24 protein-coding genes and 1 other RNA gene are annotated in these 24,500 nt (G+C 44.7%); 19 read left to right on the forward strand and 6 right to left on the reverse strand.

Features of this window, described 5'->3' with window-relative positions:
• Positions 1–7 precede the first annotated feature (7 nt).
• From vscY to vopD, 8 genes are read left to right on the forward strand one after another with little or no spacing between them, the layout of a single operon-like run.
• Positions 8–346 carry a type III secretion system chaperone VscY gene (vscY, locus tag OCV52_RS03215; RefSeq protein WP_137408935.1) on the forward strand — a complete coding sequence of 113 codons (339 nt, stop codon included), beginning with the start codon at positions 8–10 and terminating at the stop codon, positions 344–346.
• Positions 330–2,456 carry a SctV family type III secretion system export apparatus subunit VcrD gene (gene vcrD / locus OCV52_RS03220; RefSeq protein WP_137408936.1) on the forward strand — a complete coding sequence of 709 codons (2,127 nt, stop codon included), beginning with the start codon at positions 330–332 and terminating at the stop codon, positions 2,454–2,456. Before vscY ends, vcrD begins: the two co-directional genes overlap by 17 nt.
• On the forward strand, positions 2,456–2,869 hold the full coding sequence (locus OCV52_RS03225; protein ID WP_137408937.1) for an LcrR family type III secretion system chaperone: 414 nt from the start codon (positions 2,456–2,458) through the stop codon (positions 2,867–2,869). Before vcrD ends, OCV52_RS03225 begins: the two co-directional genes overlap by 1 nt.
• Before the next feature lie 60 nt (positions 2,870–2,929).
• The gene (locus OCV52_RS03230; RefSeq protein ID WP_063522682.1) at positions 2,930–3,220 is read left to right on the forward strand and encodes an LcrG family type III secretion system chaperone; all 291 of its coding nucleotides are present in this window, start codon (positions 2,930–2,932) and stop codon (positions 3,218–3,220) included.
• 10 nt (positions 3,221–3,230) lie between these two features.
• On the forward strand, positions 3,231–5,042 hold the full coding sequence (locus OCV52_RS03235) for a virulence-associated V antigen (protein WP_137408938.1): 1,812 nt from the start codon (positions 3,231–3,233) through the stop codon (positions 5,040–5,042).
• A 12-nt stretch (positions 5,043–5,054) separates the two neighbouring features.
• The gene (gene vcrH, locus OCV52_RS03240; protein ID WP_005528925.1) at positions 5,055–5,546 is read left to right on the forward strand and encodes a SycD/LcrH family type III secretion system chaperone VcrH; all 492 of its coding nucleotides are present in this window, start codon (positions 5,055–5,057) and stop codon (positions 5,544–5,546) included.
• Positions 5,547–5,549: 3 nt separating this feature from the next.
• Positions 5,550–6,749 carry a type III secretion system translocon subunit SctE gene (sctE, locus tag OCV52_RS03245; protein ID WP_137408939.1) on the forward strand — a complete coding sequence of 400 codons (1,200 nt, stop codon included), beginning with the start codon at positions 5,550–5,552 and terminating at the stop codon, positions 6,747–6,749.
• A 9-nt stretch (positions 6,750–6,758) separates the two neighbouring features.
• Positions 6,759–7,763: a type III secretion system translocon subunit VopD gene (vopD, locus tag OCV52_RS03250; protein ID WP_137408940.1), complete on the forward strand. Its 1,005-nt coding sequence runs from the start codon at positions 6,759–6,761 to the stop codon at positions 7,761–7,763.
• Positions 7,764–7,863: 100 nt separating this feature from the next.
• On the opposite strand, the gene ssrA is transcribed toward vopD, so the two are convergent.
• Positions 7,864–8,230: a transfer-messenger RNA gene (gene ssrA, locus OCV52_RS03255) on the reverse strand.
• Positions 8,231–8,295: 65 nt separating this feature from the next.
• The gene (gene smpB, locus OCV52_RS03260) at positions 8,296–8,781 is read right to left on the reverse strand and encodes an SsrA-binding protein SmpB (protein ID WP_004737567.1); all 486 of its coding nucleotides are present in this window, start codon (positions 8,779–8,781) and stop codon (positions 8,296–8,298) included.
• A gap of 118 nt (positions 8,782–8,899) precedes the next feature.
• On the opposite strand from smpB, the gene OCV52_RS03265 reads away from it, so the two are divergent.
• The 3 genes from OCV52_RS03265 to OCV52_RS03275 all read left to right on the forward strand — a co-directional run bounded on the left by OCV52_RS03265 (position 8,900) and on the right by OCV52_RS03275 (position 11,181).
• The gene (locus tag OCV52_RS03265; protein WP_063522687.1) at positions 8,900–9,328 is read left to right on the forward strand and encodes an SRPBCC family protein; all 429 of its coding nucleotides are present in this window, start codon (positions 8,900–8,902) and stop codon (positions 9,326–9,328) included.
• A gap of 3 nt (positions 9,329–9,331) precedes the next feature.
• Positions 9,332–9,640 carry an RnfH family protein gene (locus OCV52_RS03270; RefSeq protein ID WP_063522688.1) on the forward strand — a complete coding sequence of 103 codons (309 nt, stop codon included), beginning with the start codon at positions 9,332–9,334 and terminating at the stop codon, positions 9,638–9,640.
• A 203-nt stretch (positions 9,641–9,843) separates the two neighbouring features.
• A complete protein-coding gene (locus tag OCV52_RS03275; RefSeq protein ID WP_137409200.1) occupies positions 9,844–11,181 on the forward strand; it encodes an IS4 family transposase in 1,338 nt (445 codons plus the stop codon).
• Between the two features lie 62 nt (positions 11,182–11,243).
• Here OCV52_RS03275 and bamE read toward each other — a convergent pair whose 3' ends face one another.
• The 3 genes from bamE to nadK form a co-directional block, all read right to left on the reverse strand.
• Positions 11,244–11,603 carry an outer membrane protein assembly factor BamE gene (gene bamE / locus OCV52_RS03280; RefSeq protein WP_004735159.1) on the reverse strand — a complete coding sequence of 120 codons (360 nt, stop codon included), beginning with the start codon at positions 11,601–11,603 and terminating at the stop codon, positions 11,244–11,246.
• Between the two features lie 167 nt (positions 11,604–11,770).
• A complete protein-coding gene (gene recN, locus OCV52_RS03285) occupies positions 11,771–13,435 on the reverse strand; it encodes a DNA repair protein RecN (RefSeq protein WP_137407377.1) in 1,665 nt (554 codons plus the stop codon).
• Positions 13,436–13,726: 291 nt separating this feature from the next.
• Positions 13,727–14,611: an NAD(+) kinase gene (gene nadK / locus OCV52_RS03290; RefSeq protein ID WP_004737572.1), complete on the reverse strand. Its 885-nt coding sequence runs from the start codon at positions 14,609–14,611 to the stop codon at positions 13,727–13,729.
• A gap of 143 nt (positions 14,612–14,754) precedes the next feature.
• Between nadK and grpE the strand changes: the two genes are divergently transcribed.
• The 4 genes from grpE to dnaJ all read left to right on the forward strand — a co-directional run bounded on the left by grpE (position 14,755) and on the right by dnaJ (position 20,824).
• On the forward strand, positions 14,755–15,336 hold the full coding sequence (gene grpE / locus OCV52_RS03295) for a nucleotide exchange factor GrpE (RefSeq protein WP_004737573.1): 582 nt from the start codon (positions 14,755–14,757) through the stop codon (positions 15,334–15,336).
• Positions 15,337–15,727: 391 nt separating this feature from the next.
• On the forward strand, positions 15,728–17,002 hold the full coding sequence (locus OCV52_RS03300) for a dicarboxylate/amino acid:cation symporter (RefSeq protein ID WP_004737574.1): 1,275 nt from the start codon (positions 15,728–15,730) through the stop codon (positions 17,000–17,002).
• A 473-nt stretch (positions 17,003–17,475) separates the two neighbouring features.
• Positions 17,476–19,389 (forward strand): molecular chaperone DnaK, encoded by a 1,914-nt coding sequence (dnaK, locus tag OCV52_RS03305; RefSeq protein WP_102423756.1) that lies wholly within the window; start codon positions 17,476–17,478, stop codon positions 19,387–19,389.
• A gap of 289 nt (positions 19,390–19,678) precedes the next feature.
• Positions 19,679–20,824, forward strand: coding sequence for a molecular chaperone DnaJ (dnaJ, locus tag OCV52_RS03310; protein ID WP_008224495.1), 1,146 nt, complete (start codon positions 19,679–19,681; stop codon positions 20,822–20,824).
• 135 nt (positions 20,825–20,959) lie between these two features.
• Here the strand turns inward: dnaJ and OCV52_RS03315 are convergent, their stop codons facing one another.
• On the reverse strand, positions 20,960–21,391 hold the full coding sequence (locus OCV52_RS03315; protein WP_137407376.1) for a type IV pilin protein: 432 nt from the start codon (positions 21,389–21,391) through the stop codon (positions 20,960–20,962).
• A gap of 102 nt (positions 21,392–21,493) precedes the next feature.
• On the opposite strand from OCV52_RS03315, the gene OCV52_RS03320 reads away from it, so the two are divergent.
• Genes OCV52_RS03320 through OCV52_RS03335 form a run of 4 tightly spaced genes read left to right on the forward strand, consistent with a single transcriptional unit; the run spans position 21,494 to position 24,389 of the window.
• Positions 21,494–22,000, forward strand: a complete 507-nt coding sequence (locus OCV52_RS03320) for a GspH/FimT family pseudopilin (RefSeq protein WP_102425513.1) — start codon at positions 21,494–21,496, stop codon at positions 21,998–22,000.
• Positions 21,981–22,613 (forward strand): PilW family protein, encoded by a 633-nt coding sequence (locus OCV52_RS03325; RefSeq protein WP_137407375.1) that lies wholly within the window; start codon positions 21,981–21,983, stop codon positions 22,611–22,613. The genes OCV52_RS03320 and OCV52_RS03325 overlap by 20 nt, the downstream gene beginning before the upstream one ends.
• Positions 22,610–23,950 carry a hypothetical protein gene (locus OCV52_RS03330; protein WP_137407374.1) on the forward strand — a complete coding sequence of 447 codons (1,341 nt, stop codon included), beginning with the start codon at positions 22,610–22,612 and terminating at the stop codon, positions 23,948–23,950. Before OCV52_RS03325 ends, OCV52_RS03330 begins: the two co-directional genes overlap by 4 nt.
• Entirely contained in the window at positions 23,940–24,389 is a 450-nt protein-coding gene (locus OCV52_RS03335; protein ID WP_061033253.1) for a prepilin-type N-terminal cleavage/methylation domain-containing protein, read from the forward strand. The genes OCV52_RS03330 and OCV52_RS03335 overlap by 11 nt, the downstream gene beginning before the upstream one ends.
• The last annotated feature ends 111 nt before the right edge of the window (positions 24,390–24,500 follow it).

The raw sequence follows: 24,500 nt of genomic DNA on the forward strand, positions 1-24,500 counted from the left end.
AAAGCCCATGTTGAAGACAAAAGACGTGGAGCTTTTGCTTATCCACGCCGCACTCCAAGTTCAATATCAAAAGCCGGAACAAGCGATTATCTTGCTTGATGCACTGCTGGAAATCGAACCTCAGCATCAGGAAGCTCGCCAAACATTAGCGGTAGCATGCCTCAATTCAGGCCGATATACGCGTTCAATTGAGCTGTGCGAAAGCTTATTGGAAAGCGAACACTCAAATAAAGCGGGCTTGTGGTTTTGCCTAAGCCAAGCTCGCTGGAAAGAACAGGATGTTGAAGGTGCCCGCCGAGCACATCGACATTATCTACAATCTCTAAATAGTGAATCAAATGAATAAGTTGATTGATACTCTAAACAAAGTCGGACAGCGTAAAGACATTATGCTTGCCGTGATGCTACTTGCGATCGTCTTTATGATGATCTTGCCTCTACCTACGGCACTAGTGGACGTTTTGATCGGTACCAACATGAGCATTGCGGTCGTCTTATTGATGTTGGCTATCTACATCACTACACCACTGGAATTTTCTGCATTTCCAGCCGTGCTTTTGATCACTACCTTGTTTCGTTTGTCACTTTCTATTACGACAACGCGACTTATCCTGCTGCAAGGTGATGCAGGTCAGATCGTATACACCTTCGGTAACTTCGTGGTCGGCGGTAACTTGGTAGTAGGTATTGTTGTTTTCCTTATCATCACCATTGTTCAATTTATGGTGATCACCAAAGGTTCTGAAAGGGTTGCAGAAGTCAGCGCTCGGTTCTCTCTTGACGCGATGCCGGGTAAGCAGATGAGTATCGATGGCGATATGCGTGCTGGAGTTATTGATGTTCATGAGGCGCGTCACCGCCGTTCATTGATCGAAAAAGAAAGCCAAATGTATGGCTCGATGGATGGCGCGATGAAGTTCGTTAAAGGCGACTCAATCGCGGGCCTGATTATCATAGTGGTAAACATTCTCGGTGGTGTAACTATTGGGGTTACTCAAAAGGGCATGTCTGCCTCTGAGGCACTTGAATTGTTCGCAGTCCTGACCGTTGGTGATGGTCTGGTGTCGCAGATCCCGGCACTGTTTATCGCTATCACGGCTGGCATCATCGTTACTCGTGTCTCAAATGAGGATTCTTCTGACCTAGGTTCAGATATTGGTGGACAAGTGACCGCTCAGCCAAGAGCTTTGTTGGTTGGTGGTGTTCTGCTGATTTTGTTTGCTCTTATTCCGGGCTTCCCGAAGATTACCTTCTTAATTCTTGCTGCTGTTGTTGGCGGTGGTGGTTTCTTCTTATCCTACCAACAAAAGAAACAAAGCGAATCTGACAGCTCTGACTTGCCTAGCTTCGTTGCCCAAGGTGCTGGTTCGCCAGCCGCTAAGCCCAATAAACCGACGCCATCTCGTAACAGCAAAGGCAAGCTGGGTGAGCAAGAAGAGTTTGCGATGACAGTACCGCTGCTCATCGACTTGGATTCTCGCTTGCAAGAAAGTTTAGAGGCCGTGGCTCTCAACGATGAGCTTGCGCGTGTCAGACGTGCACTTTATCTCGATCTCGGTGTCCCGTTCCCCGGTATTCACTTACGTTTCAACGAGGGAATGAGTAACGGCGAGTATTTAATTCAATTGCAAGAAGTGCCGGTCGCTCGTGGTCGAATTGAAAGCGAGAAACTGCTGGTAACAGAAGGTAATGAACAGATCGATTTACTGGGCGTACCTTATGAAAAAGATGACGATTTTCTGCCGGGTATTACGAGTCTTTGGGTTGACCAAAGTCATTATGAAAAACTCCAAAACAGTCATGTGGGCTTTCTGACCCCTGATCGCATTCTGACTTATCATTTGTCTCACGTTCTGAAAGAGTACGCGCAAGACTTTATCGGTATTCAAGAGACCCGCTACCTGCTGGAGCAAATGGAAGGTAGCTATTCCGAACTGGTAAAAGAAGCGCAGCGTATTGTGCCTTTGCAAAAGATGACGGAAATTCTGCAGCGTTTGGTTTCTGAAGACATTTCTATTCGTAATTTACGAGTGATCTTAGAAGCCATGGTTGAGTGGGGCCAGAAAGAGAAAGACGTGGTACAGCTAACTGAATATATCCGTTCAAGCTTGAAGCGCTATATCTGCTACAAGTACGCCAGCGGTCAAAACATGCTACCAGCTTATTTATTAGATCAAAGCTTGGAAGATAGGATTCGTAATGGCATTCGTCAGACTTCTGCAGGCAGTTACTTGGCGCTTGACCCCTCTGTCACTCAACAATTTGTCAGCGACGTTAAGCAAACCATTGGTGATTTAAGTCGCATGCCAAATAAACCTGTGCTGGTGGTGTCGATGGATGTGCGCCGTTACGTACGCAAACTGATCGAGTCTGAATACTACGAATTGCCAGTGTTGTCGTTCCAAGAGCTGACGCAACAAATCAATATTCAACCGCTTGGCAGGGTAGGTATGTGATGAAATGCCTTCTCACTCAGTCTCTAGTGGCGTCAGGCATCGAAGTGAAGCCCTACTTTTGGCAGAAAAGTACTATCTTACTTGGTTATCGTTATGAATTTGATGGGATGGAGCTGGTCTTCCGTGTCGAAGAGGGCGAAATCATCATTGTACTACTGCGAAGAACCAGCCCGAACCAAGGTCTAGGCAACCCTTTCTCCGCGCTATTTGTGCTCGCAGAACATGCCATCCGTTTGTATCCGCTCGACTGGACTATTCGTGGCAACGTTGATGTATTGCGAGGTAGTAACATGAGCAGCCAACGGTTAGCACAATTCTACTTACGAGCCTGCGGCGCGAGCCATGATCAACAAGAGGATTGGTATTTCTTGCGCCTTAGTGATTACCGACCTTTGAGAAAGAGAAAAATTTAAAAACTCTCGACTGTTACTGACAGCATCCCAAAGATGCTTGGCTTTAAGATAGGACACAAGATGAAGCAACCCTTTACTGAAACCATTGAAAACGCGGAACTTGCTATTCGCAATGCTGAAGACAGAACTGATGTATTCAATGAACTACTCGAAGGATTAGGCGTTGGTCCGGTAGCAGGCAATATTCTGCTCGATGGGTTAAATGCTTCGCCCCAATTGATGAAACAAGCAGAGCATGAGTTGCTTGAAGAAGTACAACGCCGCAGACAACAACAGCATCAGCCACAAGCCACGACCACTAAAGGCATTAGGCGCAAGCGACCGACCATGATGCGTGGCATGGTGATCTAGAGGTTTTTACATGACGGATATGACAACCATGAACTCCATCAGCGGAGTTCTCAATACAACGGCCAATCGTGATTCTCAGATCGCATTCCAGCAGGGTTTGGTTAAGACCTTTTCTCCCATTCTGAGTGATGCCCATATCGACGTGAATCAATTAGAGTCATTGATTCGCCAATTACCTATTGTCGTAGGGCGCACGGAACAAGAAAGCTTGAGTCTTTATGCAGATTCATTGGACACACTGTTAAAGAAGCAAGAGGCCTTTACTGGTACTGCTGCCACTGAGACTACTGCGCATTGGATGCGGTCACTGCAACAACAAGCTTTGAATGGCCAGATTGCACCTAAAGAAGTGGAAATGGGCGTTAATACTACGCTCGCGCATCAATTTCAATCTTGGTTTAGCACACTACTAAAAGATAAGGTCGACAGTTCACTTTCGACCGATTTTATCGCTGATTTCCGCTTGGGGAGCCAGAGTAACCAAGCACTGCAAATTCAAGCTTTGAATACGAGTGCTCTTAAAGCAGCAATGGCAGAGATTAGCTCGCTTGTAAATACACTGGCGGTGCATATGAGAACAAGTGAGGTTCGTGAGAATGCTATTCCGTTCTTGCGAAATGCCTTTACTAATCTTGGTTCAGTTAACCTCAATGAGCTTAAGAACTCAGATTACTTTTTAACGGAAGAAAGCTTTAGAGCTGCGGTTGCCGATCAGCTGGTTGCTTCTTTCAATAGCATTGGGATCACCATCAGCACCGATGATGCAAAGGCATTGGCGAACAAGATTGCTTGGATTCCTGGCATGTCTAAGCAGGAGCTTACCGATGCGATTAATAGCTTAGCGATACAACTAAAAGGACAGTTTGAAAATGCCTATGGTGCAGAGGGTGTCAAACAATTAAAAGCCATTTTGGATTTAGAAGTTGACAGAATTAACGCAGATCCCAATGCGATCACTTTACCAAGTTTGTTTTCTAATATTGCGATTGCACTTATTAACACTCAGATCGATAAGTTCTTTAACGATCTACTTGCTATCCAGGTAACTCAAACAACACCAGAACAGCTTGAGCGTATCAAGCAAAATACCGAGCAAGATATTCGTTTTCTTTTCGAGAAAATAGTTGCTGGAAAAGATATCGGAACCGATTTTGTCACACGTCATCAAAAAATGATGGAGAACCTTTATAAGCTCAGTGAGCGTTTAGCAAAAATCACAGCACAGGAAGTTGATAGTAAAGAAGTAAATGCTGAGCATGCATTGACTGCTCGCGATTTATTGGCAGTTATTGAGTCGAGTATCGGTGATCGCTTTGATGAACGCGTGTTATTTGCCTTAAATGAGCGCCGCGTAGACCGTCTTGAAAAGCGTAATATTTTGAAAGGTGAACTGGAAAACTTAACGATGGAGTTAAGAATTTTTGGTGCCATACAGTCGAAGATACACTCAAAACAAAGTGCAAAAGAAAAATATGAACCAGGGAATACGAGTTTCCAAGCAAGTGACTTTGGCTACGACAGTGAAGCGTCTTTTAAGGCCTCACCTGAGTATGCATATCTGACAAATAATAAGTTCGAAAACCACAAAGACTTTCTGACAAAGCAGGGCGTATCAGTAGCAGCAGATAGTTTTGAGGGCGATCAATTGGCAAGTTTTTCTAATTCAGTAAGTGATCAGTCCAAGGTTAAAAACGATACAGTTCAACTAAAAACGACCGAGCTCAGTGATATCAGCTCTCAATACAATGCAACCGTTGAGGCGATGAACAAATTTGTTCAGAAGTACCACAGTATTTTACAAGAAATCCTACGAGCCCTTTAAGGATAAATAACCATGACTACACAAAACGCGCCAACTGACCTATCTCAAATGCGAGCAGAAGAACTCCTTTCATTTCTGGAAGAGGGAGGCACGCTAAAAATGCTGCACGATGTATCGGCAGATACCATTGAGCACATTTACGCGGTTGGATACAACTTTTTTCAGTCAGGCAAAATAGAGCAGGCCGCAAAGGTATTTCAGCTGCTTAGCATGCTTGATCACTATCAAGCGCGATTTTTCATTGGTTTGGGTGCGGCTCGTCAGGAACTAGGTGAGTACCTGCAGGCGCTTGATGCCTACAGCTACGCTGCGCTTATGGACATTAATGATCCACGCCCACCTTTCCACTCTGCAGAATGTCATCTCAAACTTGAGCAACTGACGGAAGCAGAGAGTGGGTTTTACAGCGCGAAGGAGATGTCTGCTGGTAAATCAGAGTATGCAGACTTGCATCAACGAGCAGGCATCATGTTAGAAGCGGTGAGAAACAAAAGGAGTAACTAGAATATGAGTTCTATTGTACTTGACCACATTCAGAATCAGGTATTTACGCTTGATTCTGACGAAACTACGTTAAACAAGGTTGGCAAGACCGCTGCTCACGCATCGCCGTCAGTAACCTTTGAAAACGTACAAGGTAAAGGTGCTGAAGCATTGAACACCGGTAAGGTAAAAGTTCAGCTTGATGCACCGAATGCCGCTGTCAGCGATAAGGTGAATGACCTGACGTTGAAGGCCATTGCACAGCTACAAAAAATTGTAGACTCGATAGCTGGTGGCTTACATGCTGTTGCTGACAGCACTGGATCACTAGCCGTGAGAATAATCGCAGGCTCAGTGGACGACTTTGAGATTGAGCTGGCTGCTATCGCAGACAAAATTAAGAGTGCTCAAAACAAGCTTAAAATGCAGGAAGTCAAAGTAGCTCAAGAAAAACATAAACTTGAGATGGCAGAAAACCAGGAGAAGATCAAAGAATCTGAGGCCGCGGCGAAAGAAGCACAAAAGTCGGGCTTAGCTTCTAAGATTTTCGGCTGGGTCAGCGCTGTAGCCTCTATTGTTGTTGGCTCAATCATGTTCGCAACTGGGATCGGTGCTGTTGCTGGCGCGTTAATGATCGCGGGCGGTGTAATGGGTGCTGTCAACATGACTTTGCAAGAACCTGCTGTACAGGAGGCGATGAAAGAGGCCGGAATTAATGTCGATGTGCTGAGTAAAGTCGTCATGGCTTTTGAGATTGCGACTGCTGTCATTGGTGCTGTTGTCACATTTGGTGGTGCTGCCGCGGCGGGGGTTGCCAAGTTGGCCGCCAAGAGTGCAAGCCAAATTGCACAGAAAGTCACTGATATCGCCACAAAAGCATCCGCCAGTATCACAAAGTTTGCTGATTGGGGGTCGAAAGCGGCAACGACAACTGCAAAAGCGATCCGTTTTGGTGCTGAGGGTGCCGACATCACTGTCAATGTCGGTAAAGTTGCCACGGATAGCGTTCACGGGACAAACAACGCCCGTTTGACCAACATTCAGGCGGACATTACAGAGTTAAGGGCTGAGATGACACTGAGCCAAGCGGTGCTTGACAAACTGAAACAAGAAATTTCCAAGTTGATGGAAGGTTTCCAAGAACTAATGAACGTCATCATGCAAATGGTCCTAGCTAAAGGCGAAACAATGAAAACGCTGACGAACCGCCCTACAAATGTTTAAGGAATAATTATGATAGAAAATATTAGTAATACTGGACACGCAGCTCTTCATGGTTTGGGCGAACTCAACAGAACCAGTCATACTGAGAAAACCCCTGAAACCAAAATCGAAGCAGCTGCAATCCGTGCTAGTGCTGAAAGCAACGTGACGAATGCGAAACACTACCAATTGGATGGCCCAAAAGCGCCAGCTATTGGAGACCAAGCTATCGCGGTAGCAAAATTGATGGATGAGTTGGCCTCAACAACAAACCTGTTAATGCAAATAACAGAAAACGCATTGGCAGGCAAAAACGTGGCTAAGTCCTCGTCAGAGGCTATTTCTCAGTCACTGTCCCTTATCGCTTTGCTGTATGAAGTATCCAAATTAACCCGTGACCAGCAAGTACAGCAACGTGAAATTGCGGTCGAGGCAAATGTAGCTAGTATCAAGAGCCAAGCCGAAGAATTAAATAGTGCGGCAAAGGCTATGCTCGCAATGGCTATCGTATCAGGTGTTCTTGCAGGAGCAACAGCAATCGTTGGTGCGATTGGTTCTTTTAGAACAGGTCGAGAACTTAGTTCTGAAGTCGCTCATAACAAGGTCTTGCAGACTCAAAAAGCAGGCTTTGAGCAAGCTGAAGAGCTGATGGCTAGTGGTAATATGTCGACGAAATATCAGGATCAAGTGAGAAAAGCATATGCAGCCGCTAAAGAAAATATTGCTGATACGTCGATCTCTTTAACCAGTACTGGACGTAAATTTGAAAAGATGGCGGGGTCCAATCAAGCGAGAAACGCTGTACTTCAAGCTCTAGGTCAAATGGGGAACTCAGCAGCAAGCGTAGAGCAAACGAAAGCTCAAGCTCGAAGCAAAGAGGATGAAGTATTAGCAACTCGTGCCCAATCAGATAAACAAAGGGCAGACGAATACATTGGTTTCCAAGAGGGTTTGTTAAAAGAGCTACGTGAGCTTTTCCGCTCTATCGCTGATAGTCAAACTCAAGCATGGCGAGCATCCACTCCAACGGTGTAATCGCGTATCAGACATCATATTGTTATTTGTGTTTGGTTAAATCTAGATTAAAGGCAAACAAAAAGGGCCAACTCTTTCGAGTTGGCCCTTTCCAAACGTTTGGTGGAGCTGGCGGGAGTTGAACCCGCGTCCAAAAACTATTCATCATTGGTACTACATGCTTAGTCGATCTTTAATTTCACCAGTAACCTGCGAACCGACACGCTAGTTAAAGGCTAACCTGAATTATAATTCGCGCTTTTCCTCTCAGGTGGGAGAAGCCACGCTAGCTTGTTTGGGTTTGATCTCTTGTTGGTCCCCGTCTTACGAGCGGAAGCTAGGGCAAGAGAGCTCTGAGCAGGTTATTAAGCTGCTAGTGCGTAGTTTTCGTCGTTTGCGACTATTTTTTTGCGGCTTTTTACGTGGCCAACCGCCCCACGGCATGCACCTCAGACTTCAAAATTCCTGTCGAATCCTAAATCAGCCCCAAGTGTTCTTGCATAGTACCAGAAAAGCTTACACTGTCTAGCACTGTGCGTTTAAGTGCTTAAAATTAGCGCAAATTACTCTTCATAATTCGTGCTTTATCTCTCGCCCAATCTTTTTCTTTCATATCAGTACGTTTATCGTGCAGCTTTTTACCCTTCGCTACGCCGATCTTAATCTTCGCCCAAGAGCGAGACCAGTAAAGTGCGGTTGCGACAAGTGTCATGCCTTCACGGTTAATACGACCGAATAGGTTATCGAGCTCTTTTCTCGACATTAGGAGTTTACGGACACGTGTTGGGTTCGCCACGATATGAGTACTCGCTTGAGTAAGCGGAGTGATCGTCATACCACTAATGAATGCTTCGCCATCACGGATGTAAACGTAGCTTTCTGCGATATTGGTTTTGCCTTCACGTAGGGATTTTACTTCCCAGCCTTGTAGCTCAAGCCCCGCTTCTATTTCATCATCGATGAAATATTCGTGGCGAGCTTTCTTATTAAGCGCAATGGTATTACTACCGGCTTTTGATTTTGATTTATTCTTTGCCATAATGGCCTCATTATACGGATTGCGCGAAAGATGGGGAATCCTTTTTATTTGCGCTCTGGCTCAATACCATTAAAATTGTGGTTTGTTTAATGTAACGCTGTCTTTAACAGGAGTCTATATGCCAAAGGTTACTCGTTCAGCATTAGTATCATTTAGTGCTGACCAGATGTTTGACTTGGTCAATGATGTTGCTCGTTATCCTGAGTTTTTGCCAGGGTGTTCTGGTTCTCGTGTAATAGAGTTTTCAGATTCAGCAATGGTGGCTTCGGTTGATGTTTCTAAAGCCGGTATTAGCAAAACATTTACAACGTCTAACCGTTTAGCGGATGGCGTTGAGATCTTAATGGAGCTGGTGGACGGCCCATTCAAGAAACTGCAAGGCGGTTGGTATTTTACTCCATTGGATGATCAAGCCTGTAAGGTCGAGCTTAAGTTAGAGTTTGAATTTTCTAGCCGAATGATTGAAATGGCATTTGGTAAGATTTTCAATGAGCTAACGACCAACATGGTGAGCGCATTCACTCAACGAGCGAAACAGGTTTACTAAACCATGACTATTGAATCAGATATGATCCACGTAGAAGTTGTGTTTGCACTTCCGCATGAACAGCGTGTGTTTACTTTGGTCGTTAATAAGAATGCGACCGTTGAAGAAATTATTGCGCAGTCTGGTGTTTTGGAACTGTACCCAGAGATCGACTTAGCGAAAAACAAGGTTGGCGTGTTCAGCCGTAACGTGAAGTTAGATGCAACGGTTCGTGATAAAGACCGTATCGAAATTTACCGTGCACTATTGGCCGATCCAAAAGAGATTCGACGTAAACGTGCCGAACAAGCAAAAGCCGCTGCTACTAAATAGCATCAAAAAGCGTATTCAATTCACAGAGAGCTCGCCAAATCGGCGAGCTTTTTTGTGTCAGTGAGTGAGATTTGGTGGGTTAATTTGTAAGCAAATATTAAAAAGCCTGCTCATTGAGCACAATGTAGATCAGATAAGGATCGGTTGACCGATCCTTCTTCTGAGAGATAATCGGAAGCCTGTTTCTAGGCTTCCGATTTTTTATGTCTATCCAAAACTATTTTGTCGATTTCCTCGAAGAAAATCCTGTTGATGTAGCTCAACTCACCACTTTCTCTGAACATATCCCAGATGAATGGGTTGTTAAGGCAGCTAGTCTTTCTGATAAAGCGACTATTCGCCGACGTCGACTACCAAGTGACATGGTCTTGTGGTTAATTGTCGGCATGGCCTTCTTCCGTAATGAACCAATTGCCGAAGTCGCACGAAGAATGAATGTCTGTGCGGATGGCTTGGCTGATGAAGAGTTATTAGCAAAAAGTGCTTTAACCCAGGCAAGACAACGTTTAGGCAGTGCTGCACCAGAGTGGTTGTTTAAACAATGTGGGCGAACGTGGGGTCTTGAACGATACCGTGATGATACGTGGCAAGGATTACAAGTTTTTGCTGTAGACGGTGCTCTTTTTCGCACCGCGGATACGCCCGAACTTAGAGAGCACTTTGGCTCGGGTAATACCTCGAGTAGCAGGCAGACACCACATCCAATGCTAAGAGTTGTGACTATGATGAATGTCCGTTCTCATGTCATCGTTGACGCTGCCATAAGCCCTTATCGGCGTGGTGAAATCCCACTTGCTATGCCCTTCATCGACTCTTTACCAGATAACTCTGTGACGTTACTAGATAAAGGTTTTTACGGTGCAGACTTACTTCTCTCTCTTCAAAATAGCGGTATTAATAGACATTGGTTGATACCAGCAAGGAAAGGGTTGAAATACACACTTTTAGATGAAGAAGAAAGCAATGATATGCTCATCGAAATGAACGTCTCACCGCAAGCTCTCAAAAAGAACCCTAGTTTACCTGAAAAATGGCAAGTCAGAGCGGTGACCTATGAAGTACAAGGTAAGCAGAAAACTGTTTTTACATCCCTTCCAAGAGCAGACTACGACGCGAAAGCGGTAGCCGAACTTTATCATGAACGTTGGGAAATCGAATTAGGTTATCGTGATATCAAAAGCTCAATGCAACACAATGCCTTAGTATTACGCAGTAAAACAGTAAACCTTGTTTATCAAGAACTCTGGGGGCTGTTGCTTGGTTATAATTTGGTAAGACGTGAAGCAAGTCAGGCAGCAGTTGAACATGGAAGAATGCCGAATGAAATTAGCTTTAAATACGCTTGTCAGTTTATAGCGAGCCAACTGAAGGTGATGAGTAAAGCGATATCGCCAGGCAATACACCTAAGCGTTTAAAGAGTCTAAGGGGAGACTTATCAGTCCTCTTTATAGACAAACGCCCTAAGCCTAATCGGCCTAGGGCGGTAAAAATATCAAAGACTCGCTACCCAATTAATCGCAAAGCAGCTCCGCTTAAGTGAACTACATTGTGCTCATTGAGCAGGCTTTTAAGCTTCTTGATTGAGAGCTTGTCTACTGAAAGCTAGCGAAGGCTTTCGAAGAACTCATCACTGGCTTCAAAATCACCGTTGATCGTAACTAGGGTGCCAGTAGCATCAAAGTTCACGACGAGGTTTTTCTGAATCGGGTCTTCATGACCTTTTTGGTGGTGGTAAATGTAGTACCACGTATCTGGGTAGCCATTTTCGATAAGCATAGGTGAGCCCATAACGTAACGAACTTGTGTTTTTGTCATGCCAAACTTGAGCTGGTCGACAGCTTCTTGTTCAACATAGTTACCCTGATTGATGTCAATTCGATAAACCAACTTCTCTAGTAGAGAGCAACCGGTCAACATTGTTAGTGCAAGTGGAACTGCAACTAACCACTTTTTAATTCGCATAGTTTGAGATCTTTCTTCGCTAAAATACTGTCTGATAATAAACAAGCTCCAGCAAGAAGTAAAAAGCTCCTTGCGCTTTGAGCTTGTTATGACTGGCAATTTTGAATTTAGTTGCAAAATTACCAATATTTTTCGTTAAATTATCAGAAAGTTGCTGAAGATTTAATCTAAGCTGCGACTAATAACTCTTTTGCGTTGGCAAGGGTCGACTCGGTAATTTGGCTGCCACCAAGCAGTCGAGCCAGCTCTGAAACGCGTTGTTGCTGATCAAGTGTGTGCATTTGAGTTTCGGTTTTACCTGATTTCGTGTTCTTTGCCACAAACAGCTGTTGGTGACCGCAACCGGCAACTTGAGGTAAGTGAGTCACACACATTACCTGAGTTGATTCGCCCAGCTTACGCAGCATCTTGCCGACTACAGCGGCGGTTGGGCCACTGATACCCACATCCACTTCATCGAAAATCAGACTTGGTGTATCGACTTTTTGTGCAGTGATCACCTGAATCGCTAATGAAATACGTGATAGCTCACCACCAGACGCCACTTTAGCGATTGGTTGCATCGGCTGGCCTGGGTTGGTAGACACAATAAAGGTCACGTTATCCATACCCAATGGTGAAGGGTGAGTGTTGGTGTTGTTTACTTCAATCGCAAACTGCGCTTTTTCCATGCTGAGCTCGTGCATGCTTTGCGTGATCAGCTTGTTTAGCTCTTTTGCGTAACGAGCGCGAGATTTATGCAGCTTCTCAGACTTTGCTACGAATGATTGGTATTGGTTTTCAACGTCATTCGCTAACTCTTCAAGCTTTTCATCAGAGCAATCCAATGCTTCAACTTGTTGTAGTAAGTCTTGGTGGTGTTTATACAGCTCTTCAGGCAATACGTGGTGTTTACGTGCCATCGACATCACTTTAGAGAAGCGTTCTTCAACGTAAGCCATGCGACCTGGGTCGACATCGATGCTATCAAGATAAGTTCTTAGCTCGCTGTTGGTCTCTTCAATCTGAATAATGGCCTCAGACAGCATATCTGGTAGTTCAGCAAGTCGCTCGTCTAATTCTGCTAGTTGAATTAGGGAGTGATTGGCCGATTGCAGAATACCAAGCGCATTAACTTCTTCACCTTCGTAAATAAGCTCGATAGCTTGCTGGCAGGTTGAGGCCAATTCTCCGCTATTGGCGAGACGCTTATGCTCTTGTTCGAGCTCTTCATATTCTTCCTCCCCAATAGATAACTCGTTTAACTCTTTGATTTTGTATTCAAGAAGCTGTTTCTGAGCTTGGTTTTGTTGGCTGTTTTCACGTAACTCTTTTAGGTGGTTGTCTGCTTGGCGCCAAGTTTGATAAGCATTACGTGTCGATTTCAATAAGTTTAAATGGCCTGCGTATTGGTCAAGCATTGCCATTTGGTAGTCGCTTTTCATCAGCTGGTGATGCGCGTGCTGGCCATGAATGTTGATCAGTAGTTGTCCTAGTGATTTCAATTGTGAAAGAGGAACCGGGCTACCGTTAATGAATGCGCGAGAGCGACCTTCTTTAGAGATGGTTCTGCGCAGGATGCATTCAGTGCCGTCTAGAAGTTCGTTATCTTCTAACCAGCGAGTTGCATGCAGATTGTTCTCAAGTAAAAAAGCAGCACTGACTTCGGTTTTTTCTTCACCTTGTCTTACCATTCCTGCATCGGATCTCCCTCCAAGACACAAACCCAAAGCATCGATTGCGATAGATTTACCCGCACCAGTTTCCCCGGTGATTGTTGTCATGCCTTTAGAAAGTTCTAGCTGTAAAGACTTAACAATAGCGAAATTATTAACACTTAAATGAGCCAGCATTTTTATTTACCTGTATAACTGAACAATACTGTATATAAGTTCAGTATATACTGTTTCTTTATACAGTAAAGTCGACAGGTGAAAATTTTTTGTGATAGCTCTCAGAATTGTACTTGTCTGTAGATCACTGAAACCACTATAGATTCCCAACTCAGTCGTTCCTCCTTCTTGGGAATGACGATCTCTAGGATAGGCGTGAAGGCAGAGTTGGTGGGCGTTATAAAGGTAATAAAAAAGGCTAACGAATATCGTCAGCCTTTGAAATTTTTGGTTGTTGCTAGTGCCGTTGAGTTAGAACAGCTTACTCGACCAGCCCAGTTTGTTACGTAGGACATGGTAGTAGTTGTAGTCTTTCGGGTGGATCAGCTTGAGCACATTTGGGCTTTGGTAAATGTGGATCTCGTCGCCTGGAGATACAGGTAGCGAGATTTGACCATCGCAACTGACTTCTTGAGTGCCGCGGTTATCAGGCGATACGATCAGTTTAATGTGACGTTTCCCATCGACAACAAGTGGTCGGCTTGAAAGCGTGTGTGGGAACATGGGTACCAAAGAGATGGCATTCAAGCTTGATGATAAGATTGGACCGCCGCCAGAAAGTGAGTAGGCGGTAGAACCGGTTGGTGTCGACACGATCAAACCATCAGAACGCTGCGAGAAAGCGAAGCTGTCGTCGATGTACACTTCAAACTCGATCATGTGCGCGACTTGACCGGGGTGAAGTACCGCTTCGTTGAGTGCCGCATTATGGCTTTTTATTTGGCCATGGCGGTGGATCTCTGTTTCAAGCAGGAAGCGTTCTTCTTCCATGAACTCGCCTTTGAGAACATCGGTCAGTGCACTTTGGAAGTTTTCTGGGTTGAGATCGGTCAGGAAGCCAAGGTTACCTCGGTTCACACCAATCACTGAAATATCGAAACGAGACAAGATTCGAGCGGCGCCGAGCATGTTTCCGTCACCACCGACAACAATGGCGAGATCGGCGCGTTTACCTAAGTCGACCAGGCTAGAAAAATGTTCTTTTGGGATATCGTCTAAAATACTGGCGAGTCTGTCATCCACAAACACTTGATAACCTTCAGCACTCAACCACTGATAGAGTTCTCTATGAGTCTGAATTGCTTGCTGATCTCGAGGTTTACCAATAATGGCGATCACTTCAAATGGCTTTTTCATAAGGTTTCCAAACGAATTAGGCTTGAATCAAAATTCTTCATCCCCATAATAAAGGCAAGTTGAACGTCTATGCGAGTGTTTTATATCAATTTGAGGCGCAAACCCGCCTGTCACTTGCATTGGAAACGAATTCTGGAGATATCATGAGCAACGAAGAAAACAAAGTAACCGAAGAAGAACTAGATCAGATCATTGCTGAAGCAGAAAAAGTTGAAGAAGCTGAACTGAACGCAGACGCTGCTGATGAGCAGGAAGCAAAGATTGCTCAACTAGAAGCGGCATTGCTAGCTAGCGAAACTAAAGTGAAAGAGCAGCAAGACTCTGTTCTTCGCGCTAAAGCTGAAGTTGAAAACATGCGTCGACGTAGCGAGCAAGAAATTGATAAAGCGCGTAAATTCGCTTTGAACAAGTTTGCTGAAGGCCTACTGCCTGTTATCGACAACCTTGAGCGTGCAATGCAAGCTGCAGACGCTGAAAACGAAGTGGTTAAGCCACTATACGAAGGTGTTGAGCTTACGCACAAAACATTCGTAGACACAGTTGCTAAGTTTGGTCTTAAAGAGATCAACCCTGAAGGTGAAGCGTTCAACCCTGAATTCCACCAAGCGATGTCTATCCAAGAAAGCCCAGATCACGAATCAAACACGGTTATGTTCGTGATGCAAAAAGGCTACGAGCTAAACGGTCGTGTAGTTCGCCCTGCAATGGTAATGGTCGCTAAGTAATTGAGTGGTGCTCGTTAAGTGAAAGGTTCGACTTTTTACTGATCAAGCTAGCTGCAGTTACAACATAATTCACTAGTTGATGTGAAATAAGAAGAGAGGTTTATGCCTCTCTTTTTTTGTGCCTGTCACTTGAGAATCCGCGTAAATAGCCCTTCAAAGTGCATTAAGGATGTCGTTCTTTTTATTTCATACAGAACAGCGGTTTAGAGTTTTGTGTTATGAAACTGGTTGTTAATAAGAAAATGTTTTGATGTCACAATTGTGATATTTTTGTAAACAAGTGCTTTTAATTGTTATCTTTGTATGTAAAATCCACTGCCATATAGCGATATTACTCGCATATACAACTATAAAAGTACAAATTTTAAACACAACAAACTGGAGAAGAACGATGGATAAATCGCTCTCAAGTAAGATTTTTGTAGGCCTATTTGTCGGCCTGATTATTGGTACTGCTATTCAGTACCTATTCAGCGGAATCGCTATTTTTGACACTTACCTACTTGGTGCTGCGGAAGGCGCTGGTGGTATGTTCGTATCACTTATCAAGTTGTTGGTAGTGCCTCTTGTATATGTATCTATTGTTTGCGGTATCGTTGAACTAAAGGATATCCGTTCATTTGGTCGTCTTGGTGGTAAAACCTTTGGTCTTTACATTATTAACACCATCATCGCGATCTCAGCTGCTCTAACGATTGGTCTTATTTTCCAACCTGGCGCTGGTGCAAACCTAGCGGGTACGGTTTCTGAGACGATTGCACTTACAACAACAGAAACACCAGACATCTTCTCTCTTGTTGTGAACATCGTTCCTAGCAACCCAGTACAAGCATTCGCAAGCGGCGACATGCTACAAATCATCTTCATGGCGATTCTGACTGGCCTTGCTATTCAAGCGCTTGATTCTCGTGGTGGCCCAGCTATCAAGACGTTCAAGATGGCTAACGAAATCATGATGAAGCTTATCGGCCTAGTAATGAGCCTAGCGCCATACGGTGTATTCGCTCTGATGATTCAACTAGGTGCAACGCTGGATGCAAATACGCTAATGTCAGTAGCTGGCTACGTAGCGCTTGTTGTTGCAATGCTTGTGTTCTGGATCTTCTTCTTCTATCCAATGATGGTGGGTTCATTCACTGGTATTTCTCCAAAGCAGTTCCTACGTGCAACTCGTGAGCAGGTTCTATTCTCACTATCTACTGCAAGTTCGAACGCGACTATCCCAGTAACAATGCGCACTCTTACTGACAAGCTAAACGTATCTAAGTCAGTAGCTGGCTTCGGTGTACCACTAGGTGCAACAATGAACATGTCTGGTGTATCTATCTACATCGCACTAGCAACTATGTTCGTAGCAAACGCATTTGGTCAGCCAATCAACACTGCTGATATCTTCACTCTAGGTCTAACTATCCTGCTACTGTCTATCGGTGCTGGTGGTGTTCCAGGTGGCGGTGTAGTAATGGTAGGTGTTCTATTGCACCAACTAGGTCTACCACCAGAAGGTCTAGCTATCGTTGCTGCTGTTGACCGTATCTGTGACATGTTCTGTACTTCTTCAAACGTAGTGGGTGACACAGCGGTAAACACTATCGTTGCTAAATCTGAAAATGAAATCGGCGTTGAAGCAGACGAAGAAGTTGAACTGAAGAAAGCAGAAGCTTAATTAAAAGTTCTTCCTTCTATAGACAATGTCTATGTAGAAAGTCTTGATTGAAAACGGAGCCCAAGTGGCTCCGTTTTTTTATTGGGTGATAAATGTAAATCTTGCTTGGAGTACCGTGGGCACAAGCATGGTGCGTTGAATTTTTTCTTCGCCTTGATGGTTAGCCATAAGGCTTTTACAAACAGTACCAGATATTATCCACACAAGGTAAAACGGGGCTTTTGAATCGAATAACGGGTTTAATGGTGTGTTAATGATATGCATTCTTACCTAATCATTCTTTTTATTAAAATAAATGTAAAAAAATCCGTTTTTACCCTTGAAAAGGTATCGTGAGCCCTTATCTATGGTGCATACGAAAGCAAATTGTATTTGCACTTTAATTTTGTGTATTAGGGTTGAATCTCTAATTACCACCCCCACATCAGTGGGTATAGCAAAAACTTAATAGAATATATTTCGGAGATAGCCTGATGGGTAAAATCATTGGTATTGATTTAGGTACTACTAACTCTTGTGTTGCTGTTCTTGACGGCGACAAACCACGCGTAATCGAAAATGCTGAAGGCGAACGTACAACAGCATCAGTAATCGCATACACAGAAGGCGAGACGCTAGTTGGTCAACCTGCAAAACGTCAAGCTGTTACTAACCCTCAAAACACACTGTTCGCTATCAAGCGTCTAATTGGTCGTCGTTTTGAAGATGAAGAAGTTCAACGCGATATCGAAATCATGCCTTTCAACATTGTTAAGGCTGACAACGGTGATGCATGGGTAGAAGCGCAAGGCCAAAAAATGGCTGCTCCTCAAGTATCTGCTGAAGTTCTTAAGAAAATGAAGAAAACAGCTGAAGACTTCCTAGGCGAAGAAGTAACTGGCGCAGTTGTAACTGTTCCTGCTTACTTCAACGATGCTCAACGTCAAGCAACTAAAGACGCTGGCCGTATCGCTGGTCTAGATGTTAAACGTATCATCAACGAACCAACTGCTGCTGCTCTAGCTTACGGTCTAGACAAGCAAGGTGGTGATCGCACTATCGCTGTATACGACCTTGGTGGTGGTACATTCGATATCTCTATCATCGAAATCGATGAAGTAGAAGGCGAGAAGACTTTCGAAGTTCTTTCAACTAACGGTGACACTCACCTTGGTGGTGAAGATTTCGATAACCGCATGATCAACTACCTAGTAGATGAGTTCAAGAAAGAGCAAGGTATCGACCTTAAAGCTGATCCACTAGCAATGCAGCGTGTTAAAGAAGCAGCAGAAAAAGCGAAAATCGAGCTTTCTTCTACTACTCAAACTGACGTAAACCTACCTTACGTTACTGCTGATGCGACTGGTCCTAAGCACATGAACATCAAAGTGACTCGTGCGAAGCTTGAGTCTCTAGTTGAAGACCTAGTACAACGTTCTCTTGAGCCTCTAAAAGTTGCTCTAGCGGATGCTGATCTATCTGTAGGCGAAATCACTGACGTTATCCTAGTTGGTGGTCAAACTCGTATGCCTATGGTTCAAGCTAAAGTTGCTGAGTTCTTCGGTAAAGAAGCTCGTAAAGACGTAAACCCTGACGAAGCAGTAGCAATGGGTGCTGCAGTTCAAGGTGGTGTACTAGCTGGTGACGTTAAAGACGTACTACTTCTAGACGTTACTCCTCTATCTTTCGGTATCGAAACGATGGGCGGCGTAATGACTAAGCTAATCGAGAAAAACACAACTATCCCTACAAAAGCGGATCAAGTGTTCTCTACAGCTGAAGACAACCAAAGCGCGGTAACTATCCACGTACTACAAGGCGAGCGTAAGCAAGCGACTTACAACAAGTCTCTTGGTCAGTTCAACCTAGAAGGTATCCAACCTGCACCACGTGGCATGCCACAAATCGAAGTAACTTTCGACCTAGATGCTGACGGTATCCTAAACGTATCTGCGAAAGATAAAGCGACTGGTAAAGAGCAGAAGATCACTATCCAAGCATCAGGCGGCCTGTCTGAGGAAGAGATCGAAGCAATGGTACAAGAAGCAGAAGCTAACAAAGAAGCGGACAAGAAGTTCGAAGAGCTAGTAACTGCACGTAACCAAGCTGACCAAATGATTCACGGTACTAAGAAGCAAGTAGAAGAAGCTGGTGAAGCTCTACCTGCAGACGAGAAAGAGAAGATCGAAGCAGCTATCGCGGCACTAGAAGAAGTTAAGTCTGGTGACGACAAAGAAGCTATCGACGCTAAAGTTCAAGAACTTATGCAAGCAGCTCAGAAGCTAATGGAAATTGCTCAACAACAAGCTCAAGCACAGCAAGCTGGCGCTGAAGCGGGTGAGCAACCTAAGCAAGACGACGATGTGGTAGACGCAGAGTTTGAAGAAGTTAAAGACGACAAAAAATAATTTTTCGTCGCTATAACACGTGATTTCTGCATCGAAGGTACTCACTTACACTTGTAAGCTCCGTGCCTTCTCCTTGAACTAACGTGTTTTAGCTTAGAAAAGTCGTTTTTCGATTTCTAAATATACGGGCGTCAGAGGTAACTCTCACGCCCGTAAATTTGTATTTAGACTTGTCGATCTAGATAATAGCTTTATTCGGTGATTCAGCCGGCAGAACTTTTATCTAGATTGATACACAGACTACTGAAGTTACTTTTCGGTAGTAGCAATTATTTTGGTGACCTAGAACATGTCAAAACGTGATTTTTACGAAGTATTAGGCGTAAGCCGCGATGCATCAGAGCGCGATATTAAAAAAGCGTACAAGCGCTTAGCAATGAAATTCCACCCGGACCGTAACCAGGGTGATGAGAGCGCAGCGGACAAATTTAAAGAAGTAAAAGTAGCGTACGAGATCCTAACCGATCCTCAAAAGAAAGCAGCTTACGACCAATACGGCCACGCTGCTTTTGAACAAGGCGGTATGGGTGGCGGCGGCGGTTTCGGCGGCGGTCAAGGTGATTTCGGCGATATCTTCGGTGACGTATTTGGCGACATCTTCGGCGGCGGTCGTCGTGGTGGCGGTCAACAACGTGCACAACGTGGTTCAGACCTACGTTACAACATGGAACTGACGCTTGAAGAAGCGGTTCGTGGTGTATCTAAAGAGATTGAAGTACCAACACTGGTTGAATGTGACACTTGTGATGGTAGCGGCGCGAAGAAAGGTTCTTCTGCGCAAACTTGTGGCACTTGTCATGGCCACGGCCAAGTACAAATGCGTCAAGGTTTCTTCGCGGTTCAGCAGACTTGTCCTACTTGTAACGGTAAAGGCAAGATCATCAAAGACCCATGTAACTCTTGTCACGGTCAAGGCCGTAAGCAGAAGACGAAAACACTTAACGTTAAGATCCCTGCTGGTGTTGATACTGGCGACCGTATTCGTCTATCTGGCGAAGGTGAAGCGGGAGAGCAAGGCGCTCCAGCTGGCGACCTATACGTACAAGTTCACGTAAAAGAGCACAACATCTTCGAACGTGACGGCAATAACCTTTACTGTGAAGTACCAGTAAGCTTCTCTATGGCTGCTCTAGGTGGTGAAGTTGAAGTACCAACACTGGATGGTCGTGTAAATCTTAAAGTGCCAGAAGAAACACAAACGGGCCGTATGTTCCGTATGCGTGGCAAAGGTGTGAAAGGTGTTCGTGGCGGCGGTGTGGGTGACCTAATCGTTAAGCTAGTGGTTGAGACTCCAGTGAAGCTAAGCTCTCGTCAGAAAGAACTTCTACGTGAGTTTGAAGAGACATGTGGCGGCGAAGCGGCAAGCAAGCACAAGCCTAAGTCTGAAGGTTTCTTCAGCGGCGTTAAAAACTTCTTCGATGACCTAACTAAGTAATTAGGTTATTGAAATATTAAGTTATCGATACTTTAACTTAATGACGAAAATAGAAAGCCTGCTCTTGTAGCAGGTTTTTTTGTGTCTGTAGAAAAGAGAAAAGTGGTCACACATGGTGCTGATTGGCTTAACTCATTATGTCCAACACGCTTCTGGCTCTGAGACACCAGAGTGGTGTAGCTCCAAAATATCAGTCGTTGAATCTAAGCAGTCATCATTAGTTTGTGGGGCGTGCGGCTCAGCTTGAATAGTATAGGTGGTGCTGCTTGCTGAGATAGCGAGCGTGTATCGGCTTGTATCTGTATCACAAAAACTGCATGTCCCGGCGGAAATAATCCCTTGGGCTGCGGATGCATAATCGCCCGTATATAGGGTTTCCATCTCTAATTGTATCTTGGTCAGGTCGGCCAACGCGGTGACACGATGCGCCTTCATGACATGGTTGGTGTAACTCGGGTAGGCGATTGCCCCAAGTATTCCCACGATGACTACAGCCAGCAATAACTCGATCAATGTCATCCCTCTCATACTTATGTTGTTGCTGTTGCATATATTTTTTCGAATCATCGCGAGTAGTTTCCTTTCATAACTCAGTACATTCTTCTCCGGTGGTAGCATCGCTGCAAGATTAAATACGGTTACGCACTGAATTACATAGGAATTTGGGAAATGACTCGCGGGTTTACTTTATTAGAGCTGTTAATAACGGTATCGGTATTGTCGATACTGATAGCGACGGCTGCCCCGAGTTTTAGTTCGGTGACTCAATCCGTCAAGATGCAGCGGTTGGCAGGTGAGTTCAATGGTTTCTTAATTCAGGCTAAGTCTGAATCGGTGAAAAGGAATCAGGATCTCTGGGTGCATTTCTCTACCGCAAAAAATGAAGTGCAATCGACTGGTGATTGGACGGTATGGTTGAAGCCGACGGAAGATCTCACAGGAGAAACTTTGCTGCAGTTGTCGGGTGAACCATTTCGCGATGTCTCGTTTTCTCACAACTACACAGGGGAAAGAATCAGCTTTGAGAGTGTCAGGGGGAGACCAGCAAGAGGCACGATCTACCTTTCTCCTAATGCATCTTCAACCGACCGTTTATTGATTAAATTATCTAGCCCTCCTGGGCGCATAAAAGTGTGTGGTGAGTCGAGTGCGCAGTATGGCTATGATGCGTGTTAAGCCTGTTGTGTTAGGACTCAGCAGGCAACAAGGCACTTCATTGGTTGAGTTAATGGTGGCCTCTGTGATTGGTATCTTCGCTATCTCGATTATCGGAAGTGTCTTTATTACAGGGCAGAGAATAGCCAAGGACAAAGGCATTGAGTTACTGCTGCTACAAAACCTAACCAGCACCATACAAGTGATGAAAGAAGACATTCAACGAGCGGGTTACGACGGCTCAAACGGTTACTCAATCAAGTTATCTGGTGCAGGCAATACGATTCAAGTGAGTGGTGGTGCTGCGGTGGGTTTTGTTTATTTCAGAGAGGGTTCGAGCGGCAATAAAAACCACCGCAATATTGTTTACCAAAAAAACGGCACCAAGCTGCAAATATGTGAGAAGGGCACTACAGTATCTGAGGCGATCCCCACGTTTGAACAGGTGACTGGCTGCTATTCATTGTTTGATGACACCATTATGGATGTCGATGAGTTCAATATTACGTCTCGGGTATTAGAGCAGAACTCGATAAAGAGCACGCTCACAGATATCAGTATAACCGCATCAATTCCAACTGCAGCGGTGACCAAGTCGGTGTCTGTTTCTATTAAGCAGAGGAATTGGCAATGAGGAATTATGCAAAGCAGCATGGCGTAGTGACTTTGTTGATTACATCAGTGCTTTTGCTTGGAGCCTTAGTCGTGACGCTAGGCTCCTATCGAAGCATCTTCCATCAGATGAAAGTGGCTCAAAATGAAGTTCAAGGCAGGCAAGCACATTGGCGATCGGAAGGTGGACTGGAGTGTACTTACGCTTATCTACTTGAACTAGATAAAAATGTTGCTGATATTCAAGATACCAGTACTCGCCCAGCAGACTTTGCAGACTGGTGCTCTCCTTATCAAAATCAGCCTCAAATAGATGTGTCGATTACTGCTAGCTCTAGTACATATTTGGTGACGTCTTCTTCGAACACCAACTCCCTTTATAAGACGATAAGAGAACAGTCCCAGTTAGGCACGGGAGCAATCCAGTCGACAGGACCAATCGAAATAATTGGGACACTAAGTCTCAAGCCAACAGCGAAAGAAGAGCCCATCAGTGGTAATGAATATGAGTGTGTCAGTGTCTCATTCGCTGATCTGTTTACTTATCAATATGATGCTACTCACGGTGATTCAGGGCAGGTGTTGGGGGTAGAAGTGCATAATCCTACTGCTGATGGGCCCTTTTCTGGTTTCGATGGCGTTTGTCATAGCGACTATAAAACGGAGATCCCGAAAGGCACTTCCGGTAGTTCCTATTCGATCTATGCCCCTGATTATTATCAAGCAACCAACCCACCGCCGTTCAAGAAAGACTTCAATCCAGATCCTAATATGAATCCGTTTTACACCTTCTTTGGCATGGCTAGAACGGAACAAAACATTCTCGACCTGTCGCAAGATACGGACTTGTTTAAGCATATTCAGCTATTGAACGCGACCGAGTGTGGTCCAGAGATCATGGACCATTTTACGATAGGCCAAACCAAAGGGCTGTGGATTGAAGGTAACTGTCACATCAATGCGGCGGTAGCAGCTGCAAATAACCCCTCTCAACTTCTCGTGATTCAAGATGGTGTGCTCGCATTGAATGGCGCTATGACCTATAACGGGGTGATTTATCACTTGGTTGATTACCAAAACAGCCATGTGAAAACGCGAGTCGATAACTTCTGGAACTCGCTTGCGGCTAACAACGTGTTTGCGCCTTTTATCAAAGACATCGATGAGGCTAGCGTGATCAAAAAGAGTGTCGGTATTCAGTTTGCCTCTGGTTTACCTTCTGGTGGCCTTATCTTTGATTCTCCCTCGGGAGTGACGACCATTGTGGGGGATATGGACATGGATTTCCGTGCGGATTCGAACCCAAGTGACCCGCCTTCTACGTACCAATGGCAGCGAGGCTCGTGGAGTGATTTCTAAGAATTCTGGCTTCAGTTTGCTAGAGGTACTTATCTCTTTTCTGCTGATTGGCGTCGCGTCGCTAGGGTTGGTTAAATTACAGGTGTATGCGGAACAAAAGTCGGATCATGCGCTCCAGAGTGTGGAAGCTTTGCATTTTGCAGAAAGGCAGATGGAGTATTATCGAACTCGCGCGCTCAATGTTAGTGGGGCGGTAGGGCTTATTCCTTTTGAGGAACTAAATCAGTCGAGCTACTGTCTCAACATTGCGAGTTCAGATCCCTTATCCGGTTTATCGGGCTCTGCGTATTCGATGACATGTGAAGTCACCAATGCGAACGGAGCCTTATCTGGCGCGCTCAAAAACATTACTGTCACAATTGCATGGCAAGATCGTATGAACCGCGCGCAAAGTATATATCTCGAAACTATGCTCTCCAAATACAGTGAGTTTGACTGATCCCTAAGCAAACGTTTACTGCATGCCAAGGCTTACGCCACTCCTTTTACTGACAATTTTCACTCCTCGGACATTGTTTAATTACTGGTTAAATTCATGTATATGGAATGG

The sequence above is a fragment of the Vibrio chagasii genome (assembly GCF_024347355.1).
GTDB lineage: Bacteria > Pseudomonadota > Gammaproteobacteria > Enterobacterales > Vibrionaceae > Vibrio > Vibrio chagasii.